We start from the raw sequence: 19,792 nt of genomic DNA, 5'->3' as shown, positions 1-19,792 counted from the left end.
ACTTGTTTTAAACAGTGATCCCGCTTTCTGTTGGAGCAAGGCATTCCCATTCGCCGGCCTTGGGTGAACGAAACATCAGAATTTCTGGCTCTTTGCCTTTAACCCAGTTGGTGGTTACATGGTATTCAGGGTTTAACAGTTGAATCGATTTTCTCACCGAATCAATACCGCTGAATAGCTGGTCAGTTGTATCAAGTGCTGTCTTATCTCCGCAGGCATGAACGGTGATGGCAGAGTCTTTGTATGGCTCTAATGCCGCTACTCTTTCAGTGGCAAGTTGTTGTGCGGTTATATGTGGTTGGTTGCTAACCAATAAGAGCTCTTGCTCTTCGTTGTCTGCTGATAGTTGGTTAAGCGTGTGCAGGGCGGTCACGATGGTGGCCTCAGTATTGGCTCGCCCCGTAGTTTCATTATTTGCAAGCTGATAATTACCTTCCTTTGTGAGTGTCTGGGTTTTATAGGTAACACCGCCAGTAAACCCCATATGAATGGTCTGCTTTGACAAAAATGAATCCGGGTTTTCCTCACGCAACATATCCATCAATGCCATTTGAGCATGGGCCTCTGTTTTTTCAGTGCCGAGCTTATCGCTGAATGCATCAACATAGGAGTCAATTTTTTCAAATAGCTGCTGGTTTCTAGTTGGCACAGTAATAAAATCAATTTCGGCATTTAATGGGCGCGAAGCACCAAGGCAGATGATGCTCTTTGGCACTGCGTTATCGCTATTTTGTTTCAGGGCAAATTCCGGGCGCAGCAGCATTCGAGGAATAGCGGCACCAGGAAGGATTACGTTGGTTTGTTCTGTGATTGGCGAAGTGATGTCAGAGGCTAGATTAAGATTGTTAAGAGCCTCACGTAGTCGTTCTTGCTGTTGACTGTCAAGTTGTTGGAGTTTCTCTTTTTGATCTTTTACCTGCCAGCGTTCGATATTATTTCCTCCAGCCTGCCTGTTTAATGGGCTTTCCTGAAAATAAACATCGAGCAATTTTACCGTTGTTTCAAGTGAGCTTATTTGGTTTTGTGGTGCTGTCTCTGTATCAATACCGAGACTACTCAGTTCGTTCAGTTGCTCAGGGAGTGGCTTCTCGAAAAATTCGGCCAGTAGCTTTGCCAAATCAAGAGCGCCACTAATGGTGGATTCGTGCTGTAAAAGGAGTGCATGTGTTTTGTCTAGTGTGCTGGCTTGCTTTGTTTCTACTGATTGACTGTTGTTTGCGTCGCCAGTTTGTTCTGTGCAATTTTCTTGGCTAATAGGCGAGGGTGAACGTGGTGATGAAGGTGATGTGGCTGGCGTGGGTGGTGTGGAATAGTTGGGGTACATATTGTAAATCTCTACTGAGTGGATGTTTAATCACAGCACATACGCAGTAAAGCGTGCCGTAATTAAACAGACCAATCAGTCAAGATTTAGTTCCACGCTAAATATTTCCGGTCACCCGAACCCGGCGGCTTTCTTTAAGCTCCGTAGGTTGTCGTTGTTTGTTACGTTCTTCCATTCTGCGATCAATAATATTTTTGATCGCAATTAGAAAACCCATAAAAACAAAGGCACCTGGGGGGAGAATGGCAAACAGAAATTGTTTGTAATTCGGGAAGACGGTGATGGTCCAGTCAGCGGCGATAGGGCCAAGCAGAAGATCCATACCTGAAAATAAAGTGCCTTGGCCAATCAGTTCTCTCATAGCACCAAGCAGTAGGAGAATGACAGCAAAACCGCTGCCCATCATAAAACCATCAAAAGCAGCCGGCAGAACCGGGTTTCTGGAGGCAAAGGCATCGGCACGACCAAGGATAATACAGTTGGTCACGATCAGCGGAATGAATATCCCCAGAATTCGATACAGCTCGTAAGTGTAAGCCTGCATTAACAGTTCGATGCAGGTGGTGAACGACGCAATGATCATTACAAACACCGGCAGGCGAATCGCATCGGTGACCTGATGCCGTATAAGTGAGACGGCAATATTGGAACCCATGACCACCAACATAGTGGCGATGCCAAGACCAAGGGCATTGACCACGCTACTGGAAACACCCAGTAACGGACAGAGACCCAGCAACTGAACCAGAGCCGGGTTGTTTTTCCACAGACCGTCTTTGGCGATTTTGGCCAGTAAGGCGGTGGTGCTGGTGGCAGCAGTGTCAGTGTTATTGGTCATGGTTTGGTTCCTCACTGATGCTGTGCTGTTGGATATTCCGAGGATTCAGTAAATGCTTTTGATGAGTGTCAAAATAGGTCAGCGCCCGATGTACGGCAGCCACGACGGCTCTCGGCGTGATTGTTGCTCCGGTAAACTGGTCGAACTCACCGCCATCTTTTTTTACGCCCCAGCCCTCTGCTGCTGGCTGGTTCAAAGACTTTCCGGCAAAGCCGAGAATCCAATCGGAAACATTGGTGTTGATTTTATCGCCCAGCCCCGGTGTTTCTTTGTGAGTGACTGCTCGCACACCTGCGAGGCTGCCATCACGCTTAATGCCCACAAGCAGATCAATTCGGCCGTTGTAACCATCCGGTGCAATCACCGGCAGAATCACGGCAGAGACTTCGCCATTATTCAGCGCCACATAAGCTTCCGTTGTTGTCTGGCTGGACAATAATCTGGACGGCTCCAGCGTTGTTTTGGAATCAACAAGAACATTGTCGTGGGTTTTCTGGGGCAGGATTTCCATCAGTGCTCTGGCTTCATAGGCGCGAACCTGTGTCTGAATTTTTTCCTGGGTCAAAATCCAGGTGATGGAAATCAGGCCAACAGTAAATACTGCAAATAAACCCAGTCCGAAACTGTTGCGGATAATACTGGTGAACACAGCATTTTTTACAGAAGCAGAGTTTTGTGTGGCGTCTTTTAAAGGAATCTGGTCGTCACTCATGCATCAATCCTTTCCTGGCAAGCCTTTGTTGGCCTTGCTATGACCATAAGTGCGTGGCTGGGTGTAGTAATCAATGGTCGGTGCGGCCATGTTCATCAGTAGTGTGGCAAAAGCGACACCGTCAGGATAACCGCCCCAGGCACGGATAACATAAACCATAATGCCGACGCCGGCGCCGAAAATCAGACGACCACGGTTACTGGTGGCGCCACTGACGGGATCAGTGATAATAAAGAAAGCACCTAACATGGTGGCACCACTGAGTAGGTGAAACACCGGGGAGCCATGGCTGTCTGAACCAGTGCCTCCCCAGAACAGAAAAGCCATCACCGCAATGGCTGCCAGCATGCCCACCGGTGCATGCCAGGTGAACACTTTTCGCCAGATCAGAAAGACGCCGCCCGCAAGGTAAGCGAGGTTTACCCACATCCAGCCGCGGCCTGCGAAACCATCAAATACCGGGTTGGCGGCCCACAGTTCATCCATGGTCAGGCTTTTGTTTTCCCGCATGACATCCAGCACCGTAGCGGTACTGATCGCGTCAACTTCGATTCCCTGACCGAACGGGAAAATGGTGAATAAGGCATTGCTCAGGCTGTTGTTGTAACCCTCGACGCCTAAAGGTGGCAGCCAGCTGGTCATTTCCTGAGGGAAAGAAATCAGCACCAGCACATAACCGACCATGGCCGGGTTAAAGGGATTTTGACCAAGGCCACCATAAAGATGCTTGGCAATAATCATAGCGAAAGACACTGCCACCAGAGAAAGCCAAAAGGGTGCGAAAGGTGGCAAGGCCAAACCAAGTAAAAGGCCGGTGACCAGAGCGCTGCAATCTTTCAGATAAAAAGACACTGGTCGCTTACGAAGTGTCATCACCAGCGCTTCACAGCCCATGGCAATGAGAGAGCACCAGATTACATTGATCAGAGTGCCCCAACCAAAGAAGATGGTTTGAGCAACCAGTGCGGGCACCGTGGTCATAATAACCAGTGCCATCACCCGTTGGGTACTGTTCTGGCCAAGGGTATGGGGAGAGGTATCCCGTGCCCGCTGGCTGATGGGCGCCAGCGGCTTGTTGGAAGTTCTGCTGTTAATCAAAGCCATTTAATGCCAGCCTCATTCCCGTGCTATTGAGGTTGTCGTAAAAGTACTGGTTCCCATGCTTTGCGTGGGAACCCATACGTCTGTCTCTATGGAAATTAAGGGGTATGCATTCCCACGCGGAGCATGGGAACGAGGTTTCCGGAGTTTTGCGACAACCTCTGGAGCATGGGAATGAGTGGTTTAGGTTCTTGTTTATCATTCAGGTAGCTGCTCCAGCGCCTGCTTTGCATCAGCAGCCTTCTGTTCTGCATCTGCCAGTTTCTGTTGTAGCTCCACTTGCTCATCTTCGCCGGCATTGGCCATTGCCCGCTGTAGCTTTTTAACAGCAGCATTTGCCATGGCGACTTCGATTTTCAGCTTCTTCGCGACATCACTGAGCGTAGGTTTTGGTTTTTTGGCTACCGGATGACCGGTGTCGTTTTTCGATTCAGATTGTGCTTCCGGTATTGCCGCCAGAGCGTTCACTTTGCTTTGGCATTCTGCTACTGCTTGTTGTAACGATTCGGTTGTCTCATTGTCGTGCTCAAGGGCTGCAGCCAAGGCTCGTTCTGCTTTTTTCAGCGCCGCTTTGGCCATGGCAAGCTCGACCTTGCGTTTTTTCTCTTCATCAGAGAGTGCTGGCTTCGCTGCCTTCTCTGGCTTTTCTGGCTGAGCGGTTGGCAGAGTGCTTTGATCAAATTCTTTTTGTAGCTTATCCACCTGCTCATTAAGCATGGCAAGGTTGGACGTCAATTGCACTGTATCCCCAGTGCCAGACGATTCTGCTGCCGACAGTGCGCGCTCGGTTTTCTTTACCTGAGCCTTAGCCATGGACAGCTGAATTTTCAGCTCTTTCTGCTGGCTGGTGAGTTCAGTTTTTGCCGCTGTAAGCGTCGGTGCTGCGGTAGCACCCTGAGCAGTGGCTGCTTTGCGAGCTTTGGCTCGGGCGATGGCAGCCTGAATGGGATCTTCTTCGCCTTTGCTGTCCGCTGGTTGATCAGTGGCTTTTGCAGCTTTCAGTTTAGCGGCGCGTTCGGCATTGGCTTTGCGCTTGGCTTCTTTCTCTGCCTTATCCTGCTCCAGTCGAGCCAGTCGGGTTTCATAGCGCACCTTGGAGCGTTCGGCTTTAGCGTGTTTGGCTTCCTGAGTGCGAATGGCGCCTTTGGATGCGCGATAGTATTGCACCAATGGAATAGACGACGGACACACGAAAGCGCAAGCACCACATTCAATACAATCGAATAAATTGTGGTGCATCAGCTGGTCATGGTTTTCAGCCTTCGCATGCCAGTAAAGCTGTTGTGGCAGTAATGACGATGGACAGGCTTCGGCGCAGTGGCCGCAGCGGATACAGGCTTGTGCATCCGGTGCTGAAGGGAACTCTTCAGCGGTTCCGGCAATCAGGCAGTTGGTGGTTTTAATGACTGGAATATCCAGACTGTCCACACCGAAGCCCATCATCGGTCCACCAAAAACAAGGGTGGAGAGTTGAGCGTCGTTTAATTCTGCATGGCGGAGCAGATCGGCAGCCGGTGTGCCAATCAATACTTCCACATTTTGTGGTGCAGCTAATGCATCGCCGGTCAGTGTGGTGATTCTCGAGATCAATGGTTTTCCATCAATCACTGCTTCTTTCACCGCAACGGCGGTACCTACATTTTGTACGACAATGCCTAAATCAGCTGGCAATTTTCCTGAAGGTACTTCCTGACCCGTAAGAATCTGAATCAGTTGCTTTTCACCGCCGGATGGGTAAACCGTAGGGAAAACGACAATGTGAATGTTTTTGCCAGCAGCGGCCTGCTGCATAGCAATAATGGCTTTTGGCTTATTGTCTTCAATACCGATCAGACACTCTGTGGCGCCGATCATGTGCAGCAGTATTTCCGCACCTTCAATGACCGCAGCAGCTCGTTCCCGCATCAACATATCGTCGGCGGTAATATAGGGTTCGCACTCGGTACCATTAAGAATCAGTGTATTGATAGGTGAGCTGGGCGCCAGCTTGATGGCGGTTGGAAAACCGGCACCACCAAGGCCGCTAATGCCAGCATTACGCACTTTGTTGACCAGATCTTCTGGTGACAGTGCGTGATAATCAGCCACAGTCGTTAATTCACGCCAGCGGTCGTCACCATCACTTTCCAGTACGATGCAGAGATCAGAAAAACCAGATACATGGGGAATTCGCCGATTCTCAATGGCGATGACGGTGCCGGACGTGGGCGCATGAATCGACGCACTGACAAAACCATTGGCTCGGGCGATCATCTGCCCTTTCAGAACAGAATCACCAACGGACACAAGTGGTTCGGCGGGTGCGCCAGCATGCTGTGACAGCGGCAGAACCAGTTGTGCCGGTATTGGCGGGAAACCAATAGGCCGACCGGTAGATTGATGTTTATTCTCTTCAGGGTGAACACCACCCACTAAAGGCCAGATTTTGCGTTCGGAGCTGGCAATTACGTCAGTTGTCGTTTCAATACTGTTAGACGTTTTGTTGAACATCGCATTCATACAGTCTGACCTCTGCGATCCGTAGCAATAAGACTGCTATTTGGGTTTGGCAACTCCCAGCTCCAGGTGCGTGTGGTGACGGCAACGGGAAGCATATCAATGCAATCCACCGGGCAGGGTTCTACGCAAAGATCGCAGCCGGTGCATTCATCCACAATGACGGTGTGCATTTGTTTCGCGGCACCGAGGATGGCGTCCACCGGGCAGGCCTGAATGCATTTGGTGCAACCGATGCATTCATCTTCACGGATAAAGGCCACTTTGGTAATCGGTTCTGCGCCGCCCTCGGCATCCAGGGGTTCGGCTTCTACATCCAGCAAATCGGCCAGGGTGTTGACTGTGGCCTGACCACCCGGTGGGCATTTGTTAATAGCATCGCCATTGGCAATGGCTTCGGCATAAGGGCGACAGCCGGGATAACCGCATTGGCCACACTGGGTTTGGGGAAGGATTTCATTGATCTGGTCAACAATCGGGTTGCCTTCGACCTTGAAGCGGACAGAAGCAAAACCCAGAATCGCCCCGAAAATCAGGGCGAGAGCCAGCAGGGCGCCAATGGCGTAAAACACAATCTCCATGGATTAACGCACCTGCCCCATCGTTGTTCTTACAAGAGTTGTCATTTCTATCAAATTCGTCATCACAGTTTGATCAACCCGGTAAAGCCGATAAATGCCAGGGACATCAGTCCGGCGCTGATCATGCCTATGGCGGCACCACGGAATGGGGTTGGCACGTCCGCAGCTGCAATACGTTCCCGCATGGCGGAAAAGAGTACCAGTACCAGAGAAAACCCAGCCGCAGCACCAAAGCCGTAAGTGGCGGAGTCCACCAGAGAACTGTCCAAACGGTTGGTGTTCAGCAGGGCGACACCTAGCACGGCACAGTTGGTGGTAATCAGGGGGAGAAACACTCCCAGCACTTTATGAAGTAACGGACTGGTTTTGCGCACCACCATCTCGGTGAACTGCACCACCACGGCAATCACCAGAATAAAGGAGATGGTTTTTAGAAACTCCAGCCCCAGCGGCAACAAAATATATTGATGAGTCAGATAACTGCAGATGGAGGCCAGCGTCAGAACAAACGTGGTCGCCATGGACATGCCCATGGCCGATTCCAGCTTGTTGGACACGCCCATAAATGGACACAGCCCAAGAAACTGTACCAGAACAAAATTGTTGACCAGTATGGCGCTGACCAGAATCAGTATCAGTTCGCTCATTGGTTTCCCTATAGCCAATGTCTGCCGGAAGGCGTCAAGTATATATGCCTGAAAAATGTAGATAAATGTTGATTAAAGACATTTATCGAATAACGATAAACCTGTGGTTGGCTAGTGCATTTTCAGGGTGCCACGAAAGTATTCGTGCTAACGGAGGCGGGATTATATCGTTACTGCAACTAGTATGCATGTAGTGTTGGCTGCAAATTTAATGGGGAAGTTTCGTACAGCGGGGTTACGCTTGGCCTGCGTCCAGTTCTAACATGGAGGTCAGCCTTGCACCAGCCGGTATTGGGATGTTGGGCACCGACTGGCCTCCCAGGCCTTGTTATGCTGCAGAATGTCTTGAATCTTTTGGATGCTTTGGAATGGGTTTTCGGCCATCAAGAACGTGTTTTATGGCTAAAACGGGATGCTTAAACAACATGCGTGGACCAGCCCATTTCATCACTTCACGAATTTTGTCCTGTTGATTTGCTTTATAACAATGGACTTTGCAATTCACACAGGTAGGTTTGTCGTCACCGTAAACACAACGTTCCAGGCGCCTTTTACTGAATGCCAGCAGAGATAAACACTCATTACACAGAGTACGGTGCTTGTGGTGGTGTTGGCAGTACAGTTCGATCATATGGCTGACAGTAATGTACTCACGTGCCAGTCTAGGATGATCTTTCAGTGGACCGTCGAGGGTGAGTGGCATAAACAGCTAAACCTTCTCTTATTCGATAGGGTAATAATCCCACAGGTGCGCATTTTCTCCAAACAATCTGGCATTTTGAGGTATGATCGGCATCATTCTTATGAGAAAAATGCTTTGAAGGCAGTGAATTTGTATGTCCGAGAATGTAAATACGGAAATCGTGGGAATCACTAACGAAACGTTGGAAAAGACCAAGCTGAATCATGAAACATCCAGTATTGGTTGGTCTGAATTGCAACGTTATTTTGCTCAGGGTCTTGTGCTCTATGTGGATAAGACGTTGGATCTGATCGACGTTGGTTATCAAATGTCGGTAGATAACAAAGCGACGATCGAACAGTGGTTGAAAGAAGGCAGCCTTGCCCAGGTGTCTGATGAGCAGGCGTTACACTGGAACGATAACGATCAGGAGTTCTGGGCGGTGGTGGTTCGTCCATGGGTTCTGGTTCAGGAAAAGGTTAACTGAATGTTGCAGATAGCGGACGGTGTACTGATCACTGCGGATGAAATAGAGCTCAGCTATATTCGAGCTCAAGGCGCGGGTGGCCAGAACGTAAATAAAGTGTCGTCTGCTGTTCACCTTAGGTTTGATATTCAGGCATCTTCGTTACCACCATTCTATAAAGAGCGTTTGATGGCGCTCAGGGATGCCCGGATAACTCAGGAGGGAGTCATTGTCTTAAAGGCTCAGCGATTTCGAACGCAAGAGAAAAACCGGGACGATGCCCTGCTTCGCCTGCAGGAATTAATTCAAAAGGCGACCGTCGTTCAAAAACATCGTAAGGCCACACGACCCACCTTGGCTTCTAAAAAACGCCGGGTGGAAGGTAAGAAAAAACGCGCTCAAGTTAAGAATTTACGTGGACGAATTGATCATTAAGTGAAGATATGACGCCAGCCATTAATCTGCTCAAAAAAGCCAAAGCCAATTTTAAGGTGCATCAGTACGACCATGATCCAGACAGTCACTCCTATGGAGAAGAGGCTGTGGAAAAAATGGGGCAGGATGCAAATCAGGTGTTTAAAACACTGCTGGTAAAGCTGGATGGACGACAACTGGCAGTTGCAGTGGTGCCGGTTGCCGGCATGCTGGATTTGAAAGCAATGGCCGCCGCCTGCGGTGCCAAGAAAGCAGTGATGGCTGAGCAACCGGAGGCAGAACGTTCAACGGGCTATTTATTAGTCTTTCGTAAGGTTAAAACCACCGGCTTTAGCCGGTCAGCTTTAGCTATGATATTTTGTCGCAGTTATCTGGATGTAGAGGTTCTGCGATGGACTACAGGTATGGCAGTCACACAGTATTTAATATTCAGTACCACTTTGTGTTTGTCACGAAGTACCGGTATCAGGTGCTCAAGGGAGATGTTGGCTTAAGAGCCAGGGAGCTGATAAGAGAAACGTGCCAGGCATTTGAGATAGAGATTCTTAAGGGAGTGATTAGTAAGGATCATGTACATCTGTTTGTGTCAGCGCCTCCGAATATGGCTCCGAGTGAAATAATGAGGAGGGTCAAAGGAAGGTCGTCTACAAGATTGTTTGAAAGTTTCCCTGATTTGAAGAAGCGATACTGGGGAAGGCATTTTTGGGCAAGAGGCTATTTTTGTGTCACATCGGGAAAGGTGACTGAAGAGATGATCAAGGAGTATCTGGATCATCATTTTGAGCCCAAAGTAGATGATAGCTTCAGGACTGAATACTAACGCGTCTTGGACGCGTATCCGGACTTTCAGTCCGTAAATCTAACCCACCGGCTTTAGCCGGTGGTTGTTGAGTTGGAGGCATTAGCCCGTTGGGTCAGAAAAAACGCTTACCCACGGTAGTAAATAGTACAGCAGACAGTTTTGAGACAATTTTTATCAGCGCTGGTCGTCGAGGGTTGGAGGTTGAGCTTGCTGCTGAAAATCTGTTGAAGCTAACGTCAGGATCTTTCGCAGCAATTAGCAAATGAAGGACAGCTTATCAGGTGATCATTCACTAATCCCATGGACTGCATATAAGCATAACAAATCGTACTGCCCACAAAGCTGAAATTGCGTTTCTTCATATCTTTACTCATCCTGTCAGACACTTCTGTAGTGGCAGGTACTTCACCCATGGTTTGCCGATGATTGATAATTGGCTGATGATCCACAAAAGACCAGAGGTACTGGCTGAAGCTGCCAAATTCTTGCTGCACTTTGATAAAGGCGTTGGCATTTTTGATGGCGCTCTTGATCTTCAGGCGGTTCCGGATAATGCCGGTATCCTGTAATAGTCGTTCAATATCCTGCTCTTTCATGCGGGCGACTTTTTCTACATCAAAGTCATGAAAGGCGTTTCGGTAGCCTTCTCGTCGCTTCAATATCGTAATCCAGCTTAAGCCTGCCTGTGCACCTTCCAGAACCAAAAATTCAAACAGTGTTTTATCGTCGTGGGTAGGCACACCCCACTCGTTATCGTGATACTGAATATATAACGGGTCACTGTGGCACCAAGTGCAGCGTGGGTCTTTCAATGAGGTTTACTCTTTATAAATAGGATCTATTTTTAACAGAAAAAATATTAATGAGTCATTATAAATAGTTAAACCCTGAGGAGGCTACTTGTATATTGATCAAAGTTTCTGCATTGGTGAGATTAACAAGCCAACTGATGCGCCGGAAGAGTTGCCAGTACGTAGTTCCATCGTAAAAAAAATTCACAGTGATAGTGATCCTGAAGCAAGTAAAGCCAACCAAAAAAGACTTGAAGATTACCATGTACAAAGGTTTGGGAATAATGAGGGGGATAGCCTTAAGTTCAAGGCCGGCTGTGATGATGATTTGGACAGTCTGTTAAAAGAGCTTGAGGTTAAAAAAGAAAGTGTTGTTGCAACGGAAAGTGTTGTTGCAACGGATGTAGAGGGTATTTATGAAGGTGAAAGGCCTCAGTCACCTGCATTACTGTGTTTTAATGAAAGGTTTGGCGGTCAAAATGTCGGTACTATGTTAAGGCAGGTTTGTTGCGAATATTTGGACGCCGGTAGTGTGTTTAAAGAATGTGAAGGCTATTTGAATCGATTGACATCGATGCCAGAAACGAAAAGGAGCAATAGTGAGATACTTCCTTTCTTAAGGCTGTTTAATAGCTCACAGAACAAGATGAAAGATGCATCGAAATTTTTAAAAGAATGCACTGTTGATGGTAGGTTCCAGCTGTCGCTATCAAGCATAATCCCTGATGAGTTATGGGGAGTGATGAATCGTCATTTGCTGGTAGATAGTATGAAAAATCATTGCATAAAAAAAAGTTCAGGTATGTTTAGATGTGCTGGGGAAAAAGATTTATTGAAGAGGGCCGTTTATTGGTTTGACCATAAAAGAGTACCAGACTCCATTCTACAAAATGCTCATAGGGTATCGGGTCTATTTAACAAGTTAATTGGTAAGAGCTTTTCTTTCAGTGAAGACATTTTCCAAAATTTTTGTGATATTGAAACTAACCAGACGTCTGAAGAGGTGAAGTGTCAGGCATTTATGAATATTACCAGGCGGAACTTGATGACAAAGGGGCAAGACGCCATTAACTGGTTCTTTTCGGCGCATGAAGTATGGGCGTGTGGGTATCACTCTGCTCCTGAAAATGGAAAGTCGAGGTATGACGAGGGTGTAATGGATAAGTTTCATTTAACCAGAACAATCGCGCAGACTCTGTTCACCAGGAAGGAGCCAGAACTCGTCTTAAAGCAGGAAAGTAAACAAAATAAAATGTGTATAGGTTTACAGGAACAGATACAGAAACAGTTGGAAATGAACTCTCCAGTGGTAATTCGTATTATAACCATGCCGGGAATGGAGACGCTGGCTACCGAGCTAAATGCCAGCTAAGATAGCCGTTTACCAGACAAAGGCGAATACTGATGAAGATAGCCAAAGAACGAGTGGCGCTGTTTCATTACACTCTGAAAAATGATAATGGAGAAGTGCTGGATAGCTCTGAAGGCGAGTCTCCCATGGCTTATATTCACGGTGAGTACAACATTGTTGAAGGCTTGGAGAATGCCCTGGAAGGCAAGCAGGCTGGCGACAAGTTTGAAGTCTCTGTTGAGTCAGCTGAAGGCTACGGCGAGTACGATGAGAGCCTGGTTCAGCCAGTGCCGAAAGAGCAGTTTGGTGATCATTCTGTAGAAGTGGGTCAGCAGTTCCATGCGGACACGGCCATCGGCCCTCGTGTTGTAACGGTTATTGCTATTAATGATGAAGAAGATCAGGTGGTGATTGACGCAAATCACTCCCTTGCGGGTGAGAATCTGCACTTCAGTGTAGAGGTGGTTGAAGTTCGTGAAGCAACAAAAGAAGAACTGGATCATGGTCATGTTCATGGGCCTGGTGGCCATGAGCACTGAGTAAAAGTGAGTGCAAAAAAGGCCGATGTTTGTCGGCTTTTTTTATGGAGCCAGTTTAAGAATCAGTAAGTAAGATAAACCGCGTGCTTTGTTTTCTGTAGTGTCAATAGTTGGATATTTTCCAGTAAACCATCTTCGACCAGTGCTTTAAAAGCCATGGTAGTTCGCATGTTGTGTAAATCATTGCGGCTTTCCCAAAGATCCAGATCCATCAGCAGGGTACTGACTTTAAATGTACTACCTTTGCTCATAGTGTCGATGGCCTGTTGCAGTGGGCCTAATAGTCGAATCAGTCGCATACTTCTCTCCCTGAAACTGTACTTCAGATGTTTATTTTAAAGGGAGAGGAGGTGGAACACACTTAGCGGAAGGTCGAGGTTTGTCCTCTACATTGGTCGTAGAGGGAGTAATGATCAATAAATAATTGGACTGAGCAAAAGGTAAAAATAGTGAGCGGCGGCGCCGGCGCAAATACCACCGATGGTGTGAGCAAGAATGGCCTTAGACGTCAACTGTCTGAAACCAAGCGAGTCCAGCATGGCGGTATGTGTGCTCAGGTAACCACTCCAGCACATTCCCATCGCAGTAAATACGGCGATATCGCTGCCGCCAACGAGCCCTTGATTGATAAAGTTTGGTACCAGAGACATGGCTGCACCAACGGCGCCAAGAGACGTGATTGGAAATGCCACCAACTCCGCATGATCAAAACCAAACAGCAGCTCAAACAGCCAAGTGAAATGACTGGCGAGTTTCGGTAACAGGGCAACGCCTTCAAACGCAGCGCCAGTGTAACCTGTGGTTGGGGCGTCAAAGGTCAGCACCATGACAAAAGTACTGATAATCAAAACGCCGGGAATAATGGCAACGCCCATGGCAACGCCGCCCTTCCCACCATCCAGCAGAGCATTCAGGAAACGTAACCACACCGGATCGGTGGAGCTGTGATCGTCCAGAAGGTCACTGTGAGTGGCGGTGAAACTCACATCGTGGAGCCGATGATCGTTGCGGATAAATCGCTGCATCAGGCGCGTAGAAACAATTGCGCCCACCATTGCACCTGCAAGCCCAATCATGGCGGGAATAAAGTAGGTGTCACCAGTTTGGCTGTTTTGCAGTGTGGCCATAAAGGTGATAACAATCAGACCCATACCGAACGAGGTGCCAAAGTTGGTCAGAGAGATAATCTCGTGCACTTTGAAAGAATGGTTAAAGCGACGATCCTTCGCTAAACCAATGATGGCTGGATTATCGGAAAAGAAGGTCATCATGGCCGCCATGGCTGCGCGGCCTGGCAGATTGAACAGTGGGCGCATGAATGGCACCAGCATGCGCTCAATCAGAGCGATGACATGAAACTCCATTAACAGACGACCGGCGGCGCCGGTCAGTACGGTAATTCCCATCAGAAAAAGTACGGTGTTCAGCAGCAGCTGGTGGGCCGTGTTGAACAGGGTGTTAAACATGTTGGTCACACCCATGGTTTGACCAAGATAGCCAAACAACAAGCCTGACAGTGTCAGAAGAACAATGGGCTCCACGGTATGTCTGATATTTCGTGTAGCATCTGATCCGGATGAGACGGCTTTACTCATACATAGTCCAGAAAAACAGTGGGTGATTTGTTAGACAAGCGTCCGCTCCTTCAGTTCCAAGAAAAGCATATTGAGTGCAAATGATTCTTTCGTAGGTCGGTAACCCAGCGGGTTGACGACACCCGGATACCAGAGGCACAGATACGAGAGTGCAGCAGGCTGTCGGCAATTCTTTCAGAATTACCGACCTACGTGTTTTGCTCAGAAAGTTGGCAACCATTCTCTTTAAGGAACAGTGCCAGCCTGCCTCAATGCTCTCGTGTTGTGCGGAAGGTAACGTCAGGATAACGTTCTTCAGACAAAGACAGGTTTACCCGGGTCGGTGCCAGATAAGTAAGGTAACCGCCGCCGTCGATGGCCAGGTTTTCAGCGCACTTACGTTTGAACTCTTCCAGCTTCTTGTTGTCTTTACAGTCCACCCAGCGGGCTGTATTCACAGTGACGGGTTCGTAAATGGCTTCTACTTTGTACTCATCCTGCAGGCGTCGCATCACCACATCAAACTGGAGCACACCCACGGCGCCAAGAATCAGGTCATTGTTGTTTAATGGCATGAACAGCTGAGTCGCACCTTCTTCAGACAGTTCTTTCAAGCCTTTCTGCAATTGCTTTAGTTTCAGTGGGTCTTTCAGGCGAACGCGGCGGAACATTTCAGGGGCAAAGTGAGGAATCCCCATAAACTTCATCAGTTCGCCTTGCGTGAAGGTGTCACCAATCTGAATAGTGCCGTGGTTGTGTAGACCAATGATATCGCCGGAGATGGCTTCATCCACATGTGAGCGATCACCTGCAAGGAAAGTGACGGCGTCGGCGATCTTAATGTCTTTGCCGATTCGCACATGTTTCATCTTCATGTTGCGGGTGTATTTACCGGAACAAATGCGAAGGAAGGCGATACGGTCACGGTGCTTTGGATCCATGTTTGCCTGAATCTTGAACACGAAACCGGAGAAGTTATCTTCTGTTGCAGGCACTGAGCGAGCATCGGTTTCCCGTGGCAACGGAGAAGGTGCCCATTTCACGAAATCGTTCAGCATTTCACGAACGCCGAAATTGGAAAGCGCGGTACCAAAGAAGACCGGTGTCATACGTCCAGCTTGGTATTCTTCAAGGTCGAACTCATGGCTGGCGCCGCGAACCAGTTCGATTTCTTCCATCATGTCGGCGTGGAGGTCGCCCAGTAGCTCAATAGCTTCTGGTGAATCAATGCCCTGAATTTGGATGTCATCCGGCACCACGCTGGCCTGACCCGGCTTGAACACATGGATGGTGTCGGTATACAGGTTGTAGACGCCTTTAAAGCGTTTGCCCATGCTGATGGGCCAGGTGATCGGGGCGCACTGGATTTTCAGGATGTCTTCGATTTCGTCGAGAACTTCAATCTGGTCACGAACTTCCCGGTCCATTTTGTTCACGAAAGTGAAGATTGGTGTATCACGTAAACGACACACTTCCATTAATTTGATGGTCCGGTCTTCAACACCTTTGGCGCCGTCGATAACCATCAGACAGCTGTCTACCGCAGTTAATGTACGGTAAGTGTCTTCCGAGAAATCTTCGTGCCCTGGTGTGTCCAGCAAATTGACGATGCGGTCGTGGTAAGGAAACTGCATTACGGAGGTAGTGATGGAGATACCCCGTTCCTGTTCCATTTTCATCCAGTCAGACGTTGCCATTCGACCGGTTTTCTTACCTTTTACGGTGCCCGCCAGCTGAATCGCACCACCGAGCAGCAGCAGCTTTTCGGTAATCGTGGTTTTACCGGCGTCCGGGTGGGAGATGATGGCAAAGGTTCGTCTGGTTTCAACTTCCCGCGACAATGCTGACATGCGTGTTTCCATGGTGTGGGGAACCTTGTACACAAGTGCTTAAAACCCACAGGCAGATGACGACGGGTAGATTAAGATGAGGGGGAGTGTACAAAACTCCAAAATAAAATAATGGGTGAATTATCCAAATCAGTGCGTCGACTGCAAGCTGATTGGCCGTTTTACTGCAAAAAGGATGGAAAACGCCCGTTATTCATAAATCACATCCAGTAAAAGACGCGTTGGTTTTGCTTGCCAGTTGGAAAATTCCAGCCAGCCGGGATAGTCAATGTGCTTTTTCAGATAGATGGATTGTTGAATATCGGGTGCATTTACGATGGTTGCAGTGATTGCTCCTGCTTTGATGCCATTGGTAATGCTGCGTTTAATATTAACGATAATTTTTTTATTTTCTTCGCTGGCCTCTTGTGTGCTGGATAGCGTTATATTGATATTCATGGGGTAACCGATCAGACCCCACCAGTCCTCTTGATCAACCAGAAGGAAGCGTCCGGCATTGTTTCTGGTTTTATCAAACATGCCTTGGTTAATGACTGTAGCCAGAGCCTCTTCATCGAAAAAGAAATCAGCCTCTTTGATGACCCTGCCATGGATGATCTTGTAATTTGTGATTTGCCAGGGGGAGTCCTCAGGCAACTCCACCGCGGTGAGGCTGGCGGCTCCCGGATAAGGCTTGGTTGCATAGTACGTGGCGTAAGCTGAACCAGCTACGATAGCCGTAACCGCGATGGTAATGCCGAGGAGTTCAAGTCCGTCAGTTTTGTCATCAGAGGATGATTGACCGCCATTGTTGAAGTGGTTATGGAAGTAGCAGGTAGTACACCAGGATAGGGGGAGCCAGCCAGAATGAGCCGGGTATTTTTTTTGTGATTCGATAGTGGCGGTTTGGGCGTTATAACGATGACTCTTTAATTGGTACAGAGCCATGTGTTCGTAGCTGACAGGGCTGTCAGAATAGCCATTGGCGGAGAGGCCCAGCAGTAGGGTTAAACCAAGGGTTGACAGTTTCTTTAAGGGATTCAAATGCATTTCTAAATAGTTGTAATGGTTGTATTCATTATACCGATGACCTTTGATCAGTGGTTGACCAGAAAGTTCCCGGATGATCGTTTGAGTCCAAGGGGGCATTCGTAGTTAAATATGCCTTTATGTTGTCGCTGTGATTCCAATGACTACCTTACCCTGCTTCAAAGCTTACGATGTCCGTGGCCGGCTCCCTAATGAATTGAATGACGATATTGCCTATCGCATCGGGCGAGCCTATGGCGAGTTTCTCAAGCCGCGGGATGTGGTGGTTGGCGGTGATATTCGACTGACCAGTGAGTCGCTGAAACACGCGCTGTCAGAAGGGCTGAGGGATGCCGGTGTGAATGTGCTGGATATTGGTCTCAGCGGCACAGAAGAGATTTATTTTGCCACATTCCATTTAGGTATAGACGGCGGTGTACAGGTAACCGCCAGTCATAACCCGATCGATTACAACGGCATGAAAATGGTGCTCAAAGGTGCTCAGCCGGTCACAGCGGATAATGGTTTACTGGATATAGAAAGGCTGGCTGCGGAGAATCAGTTCGCCGAGCCTTCGGTGGCAAGAGGCAATTATAAAACCATTAATGTACTTGATGAGTATGTTGAGCATCTGCTTGGTTACATTAAACCTGAAAATGTAAAACCTCTAAAACTGGTGGTGAATGCCGGTAACGGTGCCGCTGGTCATGTAGTTGATGCTATCGAGCAGCGCTTTCAGTCTCTGAATGTACCGGTAGAGTTTGTGAAAATCCATCACGAACCGGATGGCAACTTTCCCCATGGTATTCCTAATCCGTTATTGCACGACTGCCGTCAGGCAACCACCGATGCAGTTCTGGCCCACGGTGCTGATATGGGCATTGCCTGGGATGGCGATTTTGACCGTTGTTTCCTGTTCGATGAACAGGGGCAGTTTATCGAAGGTTATTACATCGTTGGGCTGTTGGGTGAGGCGTTTCTGGCTCATCATAAAGGCGCAAAAATCATCCATGATCCACGGCTTACCTGGAATACCATTGATCAGGTGAAGGCGGCGGGCGGTGAGCCTGTGCTGTGCAAAACCGGTCATGCATTTATTAAAGAGCGCATGCGTCTGGAAGATGCTGTTTATGGTGGTGAAATGAGTGCTCACCATTACTTCCGTGATTTTGCCTATTGTGACTCAGGCATGATTCCCTGGCTGCTGGTGGCGGAATTGATGTCGGGTAAAGGTCAGCCGTTGTCTGCATTGGTGAGTGATCGTATTGCCAGATTCCCATCGTCCGGTGAAATCAATAGCAAGCTGGAAGATCCTCAGGCCGCCATCGAAAGAGTGTTGGCAACCTATCAGCAAGAGGCGATTGAAGTCGATAACACCGATGGCATTTCTCTGGATATGGGGCAATGGCGGTTTAACCTTCGGCTGTCTAACACCGAACCGGTGATTCGCCTGAATGTGGAAAGTCGGGGCGATGAAAGCCTGATGCAGGAAAAAACCGAAGAGCTTCTCAAGCTGATTCGAGACTGATTTAAAGACCATTGATTAAAAGATCAGAGTGAGTTTATCAATATGAGCATTATTAAAAAGTGCCTTTTTCCGGCAGCAGGTTACGGAACTCGTTTCCTGCCAGCCACCAAATCCATGCCTAAAGAGATGATGCCCATCGTCAGCAAGCCGCTGATCGAATATGGCGTTGAAGAAGCACTACAGGCGGGCATGTCCGATGTGTGTATCGTCACTGGCCGGGGCAAACGCTCTCTGGAAGATCATTTTGATGTGAATTACGAGCTGGAACACCAGATCTCCGGTACGGATAAAGAGAGTCTGCTATCCGATATTCGCAGCGTGATTGATCAATGCTCTTTCTCCTACACCCGTCAGCGGGAGATGAAAGGTCTGGGGCACGCAGTATTGACTGGTCAAACGCTTATTGGCGACCAGCCATTTGGCATGGTGCTGGCGGACGATCTTTGCATCAATACCGAAGGCCCTGGGGTTCTCGCTCAAATGGCTCAGCTGTATAAACAGTTCCGCTGTTCCATTGTGGCGGTGATGGAAGTGCCTGATGATGAGGTGCACAAATACGGCATCATCGATGGTCAGGCTATCTCCGATGAGCTGATTCGCGTTGAGAATATGGTGGAAAAGCCTTCTAAAGACGATGCGCCCAGTAATCTTGCCATCATCGGTCGCTATATTCTGACCCCGGATATTTTTGATCTGATTCAGGATACTCAGCCCGGTAAGGGCGGTGAGATCCAGATTACCGATGCACTGATGGCGCAGGCGCAACGGGGTTGTGTGATGGCTTATAAGTTTAAAGGTAAGCGCTTTGATTGCGGCAGCATTGAAGGGTTTATTGAGGCGACTAATTATTGCTACGACCATCTTTACGCGATGTTCGACTTTTAAACTGACCTGAAAAAGGCATGACTGACCTACTTTTCTGCTATTAAAAACAGTGGATACAAAGGAGGAAACCAGCCATGCCCGTTGAACAGTTTATCACTACTGTCTTCTGCCTGATCGACGATTTAATCAAAGAACTCGTTCCATTACCTCTGAGAAGCCGCGGTTATCCACCAAAGCTTTCA

The 19,792-nt window shown here is 48.4% G+C and carries 21 protein-coding genes; 8 read left to right on the top strand and 13 right to left on the bottom strand.

All coding sequences use genetic code 11. The features are described 5' to 3' along the window. Positions 1-7 precede the first annotated feature (7 nt). The 8 genes from AKL11_RS15275 to AKL11_RS15240 all read right to left on the bottom strand — a co-directional run bounded on the left by AKL11_RS15275 (position 8) and on the right by AKL11_RS15240 (position 8,402). Positions 8-1,324: a hypothetical protein gene (locus AKL11_RS15275; RefSeq protein WP_067518983.1), complete on the bottom strand. Its 1,317-nt coding sequence runs from the start codon at positions 1,322-1,324 to the stop codon at positions 8-10. 97 nt (positions 1,325-1,421) lie between these two features. Further along, complete coding sequence (locus tag AKL11_RS15270; RefSeq protein ID WP_067518981.1) at positions 1,422-2,162, bottom strand: electron transport complex subunit E; 741 nt, start codon at positions 2,160-2,162, stop codon at positions 1,422-1,424. Then, a complete protein-coding gene (gene rsxG / locus AKL11_RS15265; protein ID WP_067518979.1) occupies positions 2,152-2,874 on the bottom strand; it encodes an electron transport complex subunit RsxG in 723 nt (240 codons plus the stop codon). The genes AKL11_RS15270 and rsxG overlap by 11 nt, the downstream gene beginning before the upstream one ends. A 3-nt stretch (positions 2,875-2,877) precedes the next feature. Then, the gene (rsxD, locus tag AKL11_RS15260; protein WP_067518977.1) at positions 2,878-3,978 is read right to left on the bottom strand and encodes an electron transport complex subunit RsxD; all 1,101 of its coding nucleotides are present in this window, start codon (positions 3,976-3,978) and stop codon (positions 2,878-2,880) included. 195 nt (positions 3,979-4,173) lie between these two features. Beyond that, the gene (gene rsxC / locus AKL11_RS15255) at positions 4,174-6,474 is read right to left on the bottom strand and encodes an electron transport complex subunit RsxC (RefSeq protein WP_253705214.1); all 2,301 of its coding nucleotides are present in this window, start codon (positions 6,472-6,474) and stop codon (positions 4,174-4,176) included. Beyond that, positions 6,471-7,052: an electron transport complex subunit RsxB gene (gene rsxB, locus AKL11_RS15250; protein WP_067518975.1), complete on the bottom strand. Its 582-nt coding sequence runs from the start codon at positions 7,050-7,052 to the stop codon at positions 6,471-6,473. The genes rsxC and rsxB overlap by 4 nt, the downstream gene beginning before the upstream one ends. A gap of 62 nt (positions 7,053-7,114) precedes the next feature. Continuing rightward, entirely contained in the window at positions 7,115-7,699 is a 585-nt protein-coding gene (rsxA, locus tag AKL11_RS15245; RefSeq protein ID WP_067518973.1) for an electron transport complex subunit RsxA, read from the bottom strand. 328 nt (positions 7,700-8,027) lie between these two features. Further along, positions 8,028-8,402, bottom strand: a complete 375-nt coding sequence (locus AKL11_RS15240; RefSeq protein WP_067518971.1) for a nitrous oxide-stimulated promoter family protein — start codon at positions 8,400-8,402, stop codon at positions 8,028-8,030. Between the two features lie 133 nt (positions 8,403-8,535). Between AKL11_RS15240 and AKL11_RS15235 the strand changes: the two genes are divergently transcribed. From AKL11_RS15235 to tnpA, 4 genes are read left to right on the top strand one after another with little or no spacing between them, the layout of a single operon-like run. Further along, positions 8,536-8,868 (top strand): DUF2288 domain-containing protein, encoded by a 333-nt coding sequence (locus tag AKL11_RS15235; RefSeq protein ID WP_067518969.1) that lies wholly within the window; start codon positions 8,536-8,538, stop codon positions 8,866-8,868. Beyond that, positions 8,869-9,282, top strand: coding sequence for an alternative ribosome rescue aminoacyl-tRNA hydrolase ArfB (arfB, locus tag AKL11_RS15230; protein WP_067518967.1), 414 nt, complete (start codon positions 8,869-8,871; stop codon positions 9,280-9,282). An 8-nt stretch (positions 9,283-9,290) separates the two neighbouring features. Beyond that, positions 9,291-9,776, top strand: a complete 486-nt coding sequence (locus tag AKL11_RS26275; RefSeq protein ID WP_253705213.1) for a YbaK/EbsC family protein — start codon at positions 9,291-9,293, stop codon at positions 9,774-9,776. After that, a complete protein-coding gene (tnpA, locus tag AKL11_RS15220) occupies positions 9,674-10,102 on the top strand; it encodes an IS200/IS605 family transposase (RefSeq protein ID WP_067515084.1) in 429 nt (142 codons plus the stop codon). The genes AKL11_RS26275 and tnpA overlap by 103 nt, the downstream gene beginning before the upstream one ends. A 218-nt stretch (positions 10,103-10,320) precedes the next feature. Here tnpA and AKL11_RS15215 read toward each other — a convergent pair whose 3' ends face one another. Continuing rightward, the gene (locus tag AKL11_RS15215; RefSeq protein WP_067518964.1) at positions 10,321-10,896 is read right to left on the bottom strand and encodes a DNA-3-methyladenine glycosylase I; all 576 of its coding nucleotides are present in this window, start codon (positions 10,894-10,896) and stop codon (positions 10,321-10,323) included. 88 nt (positions 10,897-10,984) lie between these two features. Between AKL11_RS15215 and AKL11_RS15210 the strand changes: the two genes are divergently transcribed. Both AKL11_RS15210 and AKL11_RS15205 read left to right on the top strand, forming a co-directional pair. Beyond that, positions 10,985-12,247, top strand: a complete 1,263-nt coding sequence (locus AKL11_RS15210; RefSeq protein WP_067518961.1) for a hypothetical protein — start codon at positions 10,985-10,987, stop codon at positions 12,245-12,247. A 32-nt stretch (positions 12,248-12,279) separates the two neighbouring features. Beyond that, positions 12,280-12,765 carry an FKBP-type peptidyl-prolyl cis-trans isomerase gene (locus AKL11_RS15205; RefSeq protein ID WP_067518959.1) on the top strand — a complete coding sequence of 162 codons (486 nt, stop codon included), beginning with the start codon at positions 12,280-12,282 and terminating at the stop codon, positions 12,763-12,765. Positions 12,766-12,827: 62 nt separating this feature from the next. On the opposite strand, the gene AKL11_RS15200 is transcribed toward AKL11_RS15205, so the two are convergent. From AKL11_RS15200 to AKL11_RS15185, 4 genes are all read right to left on the bottom strand, one after another. Beyond that, a complete protein-coding gene (locus tag AKL11_RS15200) occupies positions 12,828-13,064 on the bottom strand; it encodes a hypothetical protein (protein ID WP_067518956.1) in 237 nt (78 codons plus the stop codon). Positions 13,065-13,178: 114 nt separating this feature from the next. Further along, positions 13,179-14,360: a CD0519/CD1768 family membrane protein gene (locus tag AKL11_RS15195; RefSeq protein ID WP_067518954.1), complete on the bottom strand. Its 1,182-nt coding sequence runs from the start codon at positions 14,358-14,360 to the stop codon at positions 13,179-13,181. Between the two features lie 248 nt (positions 14,361-14,608). Next, complete coding sequence (locus tag AKL11_RS15190) at positions 14,609-16,189, bottom strand: peptide chain release factor 3 (protein ID WP_067518951.1); 1,581 nt, start codon at positions 16,187-16,189, stop codon at positions 14,609-14,611. Positions 16,190-16,378: 189 nt separating this feature from the next. Continuing rightward, on the bottom strand, positions 16,379-17,317 hold the full coding sequence (locus AKL11_RS15185) for a hypothetical protein (protein WP_067518948.1): 939 nt from the start codon (positions 17,315-17,317) through the stop codon (positions 16,379-16,381). A 40-nt stretch (positions 17,318-17,357) separates the two neighbouring features. Between AKL11_RS15185 and AKL11_RS15180 the strand changes: the two genes are divergently transcribed. Further along, positions 17,358-18,725 (top strand): phosphohexomutase domain-containing protein, encoded by a 1,368-nt coding sequence (locus tag AKL11_RS15180; protein ID WP_067518946.1) that lies wholly within the window; start codon positions 17,358-17,360, stop codon positions 18,723-18,725. A gap of 48 nt (positions 18,726-18,773) precedes the next feature. Then, the gene (galU, locus tag AKL11_RS15175; protein WP_067519723.1) at positions 18,774-19,610 is read left to right on the top strand and encodes a UTP--glucose-1-phosphate uridylyltransferase GalU; all 837 of its coding nucleotides are present in this window, start codon (positions 18,774-18,776) and stop codon (positions 19,608-19,610) included. Positions 19,611-19,792: the final 182 nt, after the last annotated feature.

It is taken from the genome of Endozoicomonas ascidiicola, assembly GCF_001646945.1.
Taxonomy (GTDB): Bacteria; Pseudomonadota; Gammaproteobacteria; order Pseudomonadales; family Endozoicomonadaceae; genus Endozoicomonas; species Endozoicomonas ascidiicola.
This window is presented reverse-complemented; position numbering and strand designations above follow the sequence as displayed.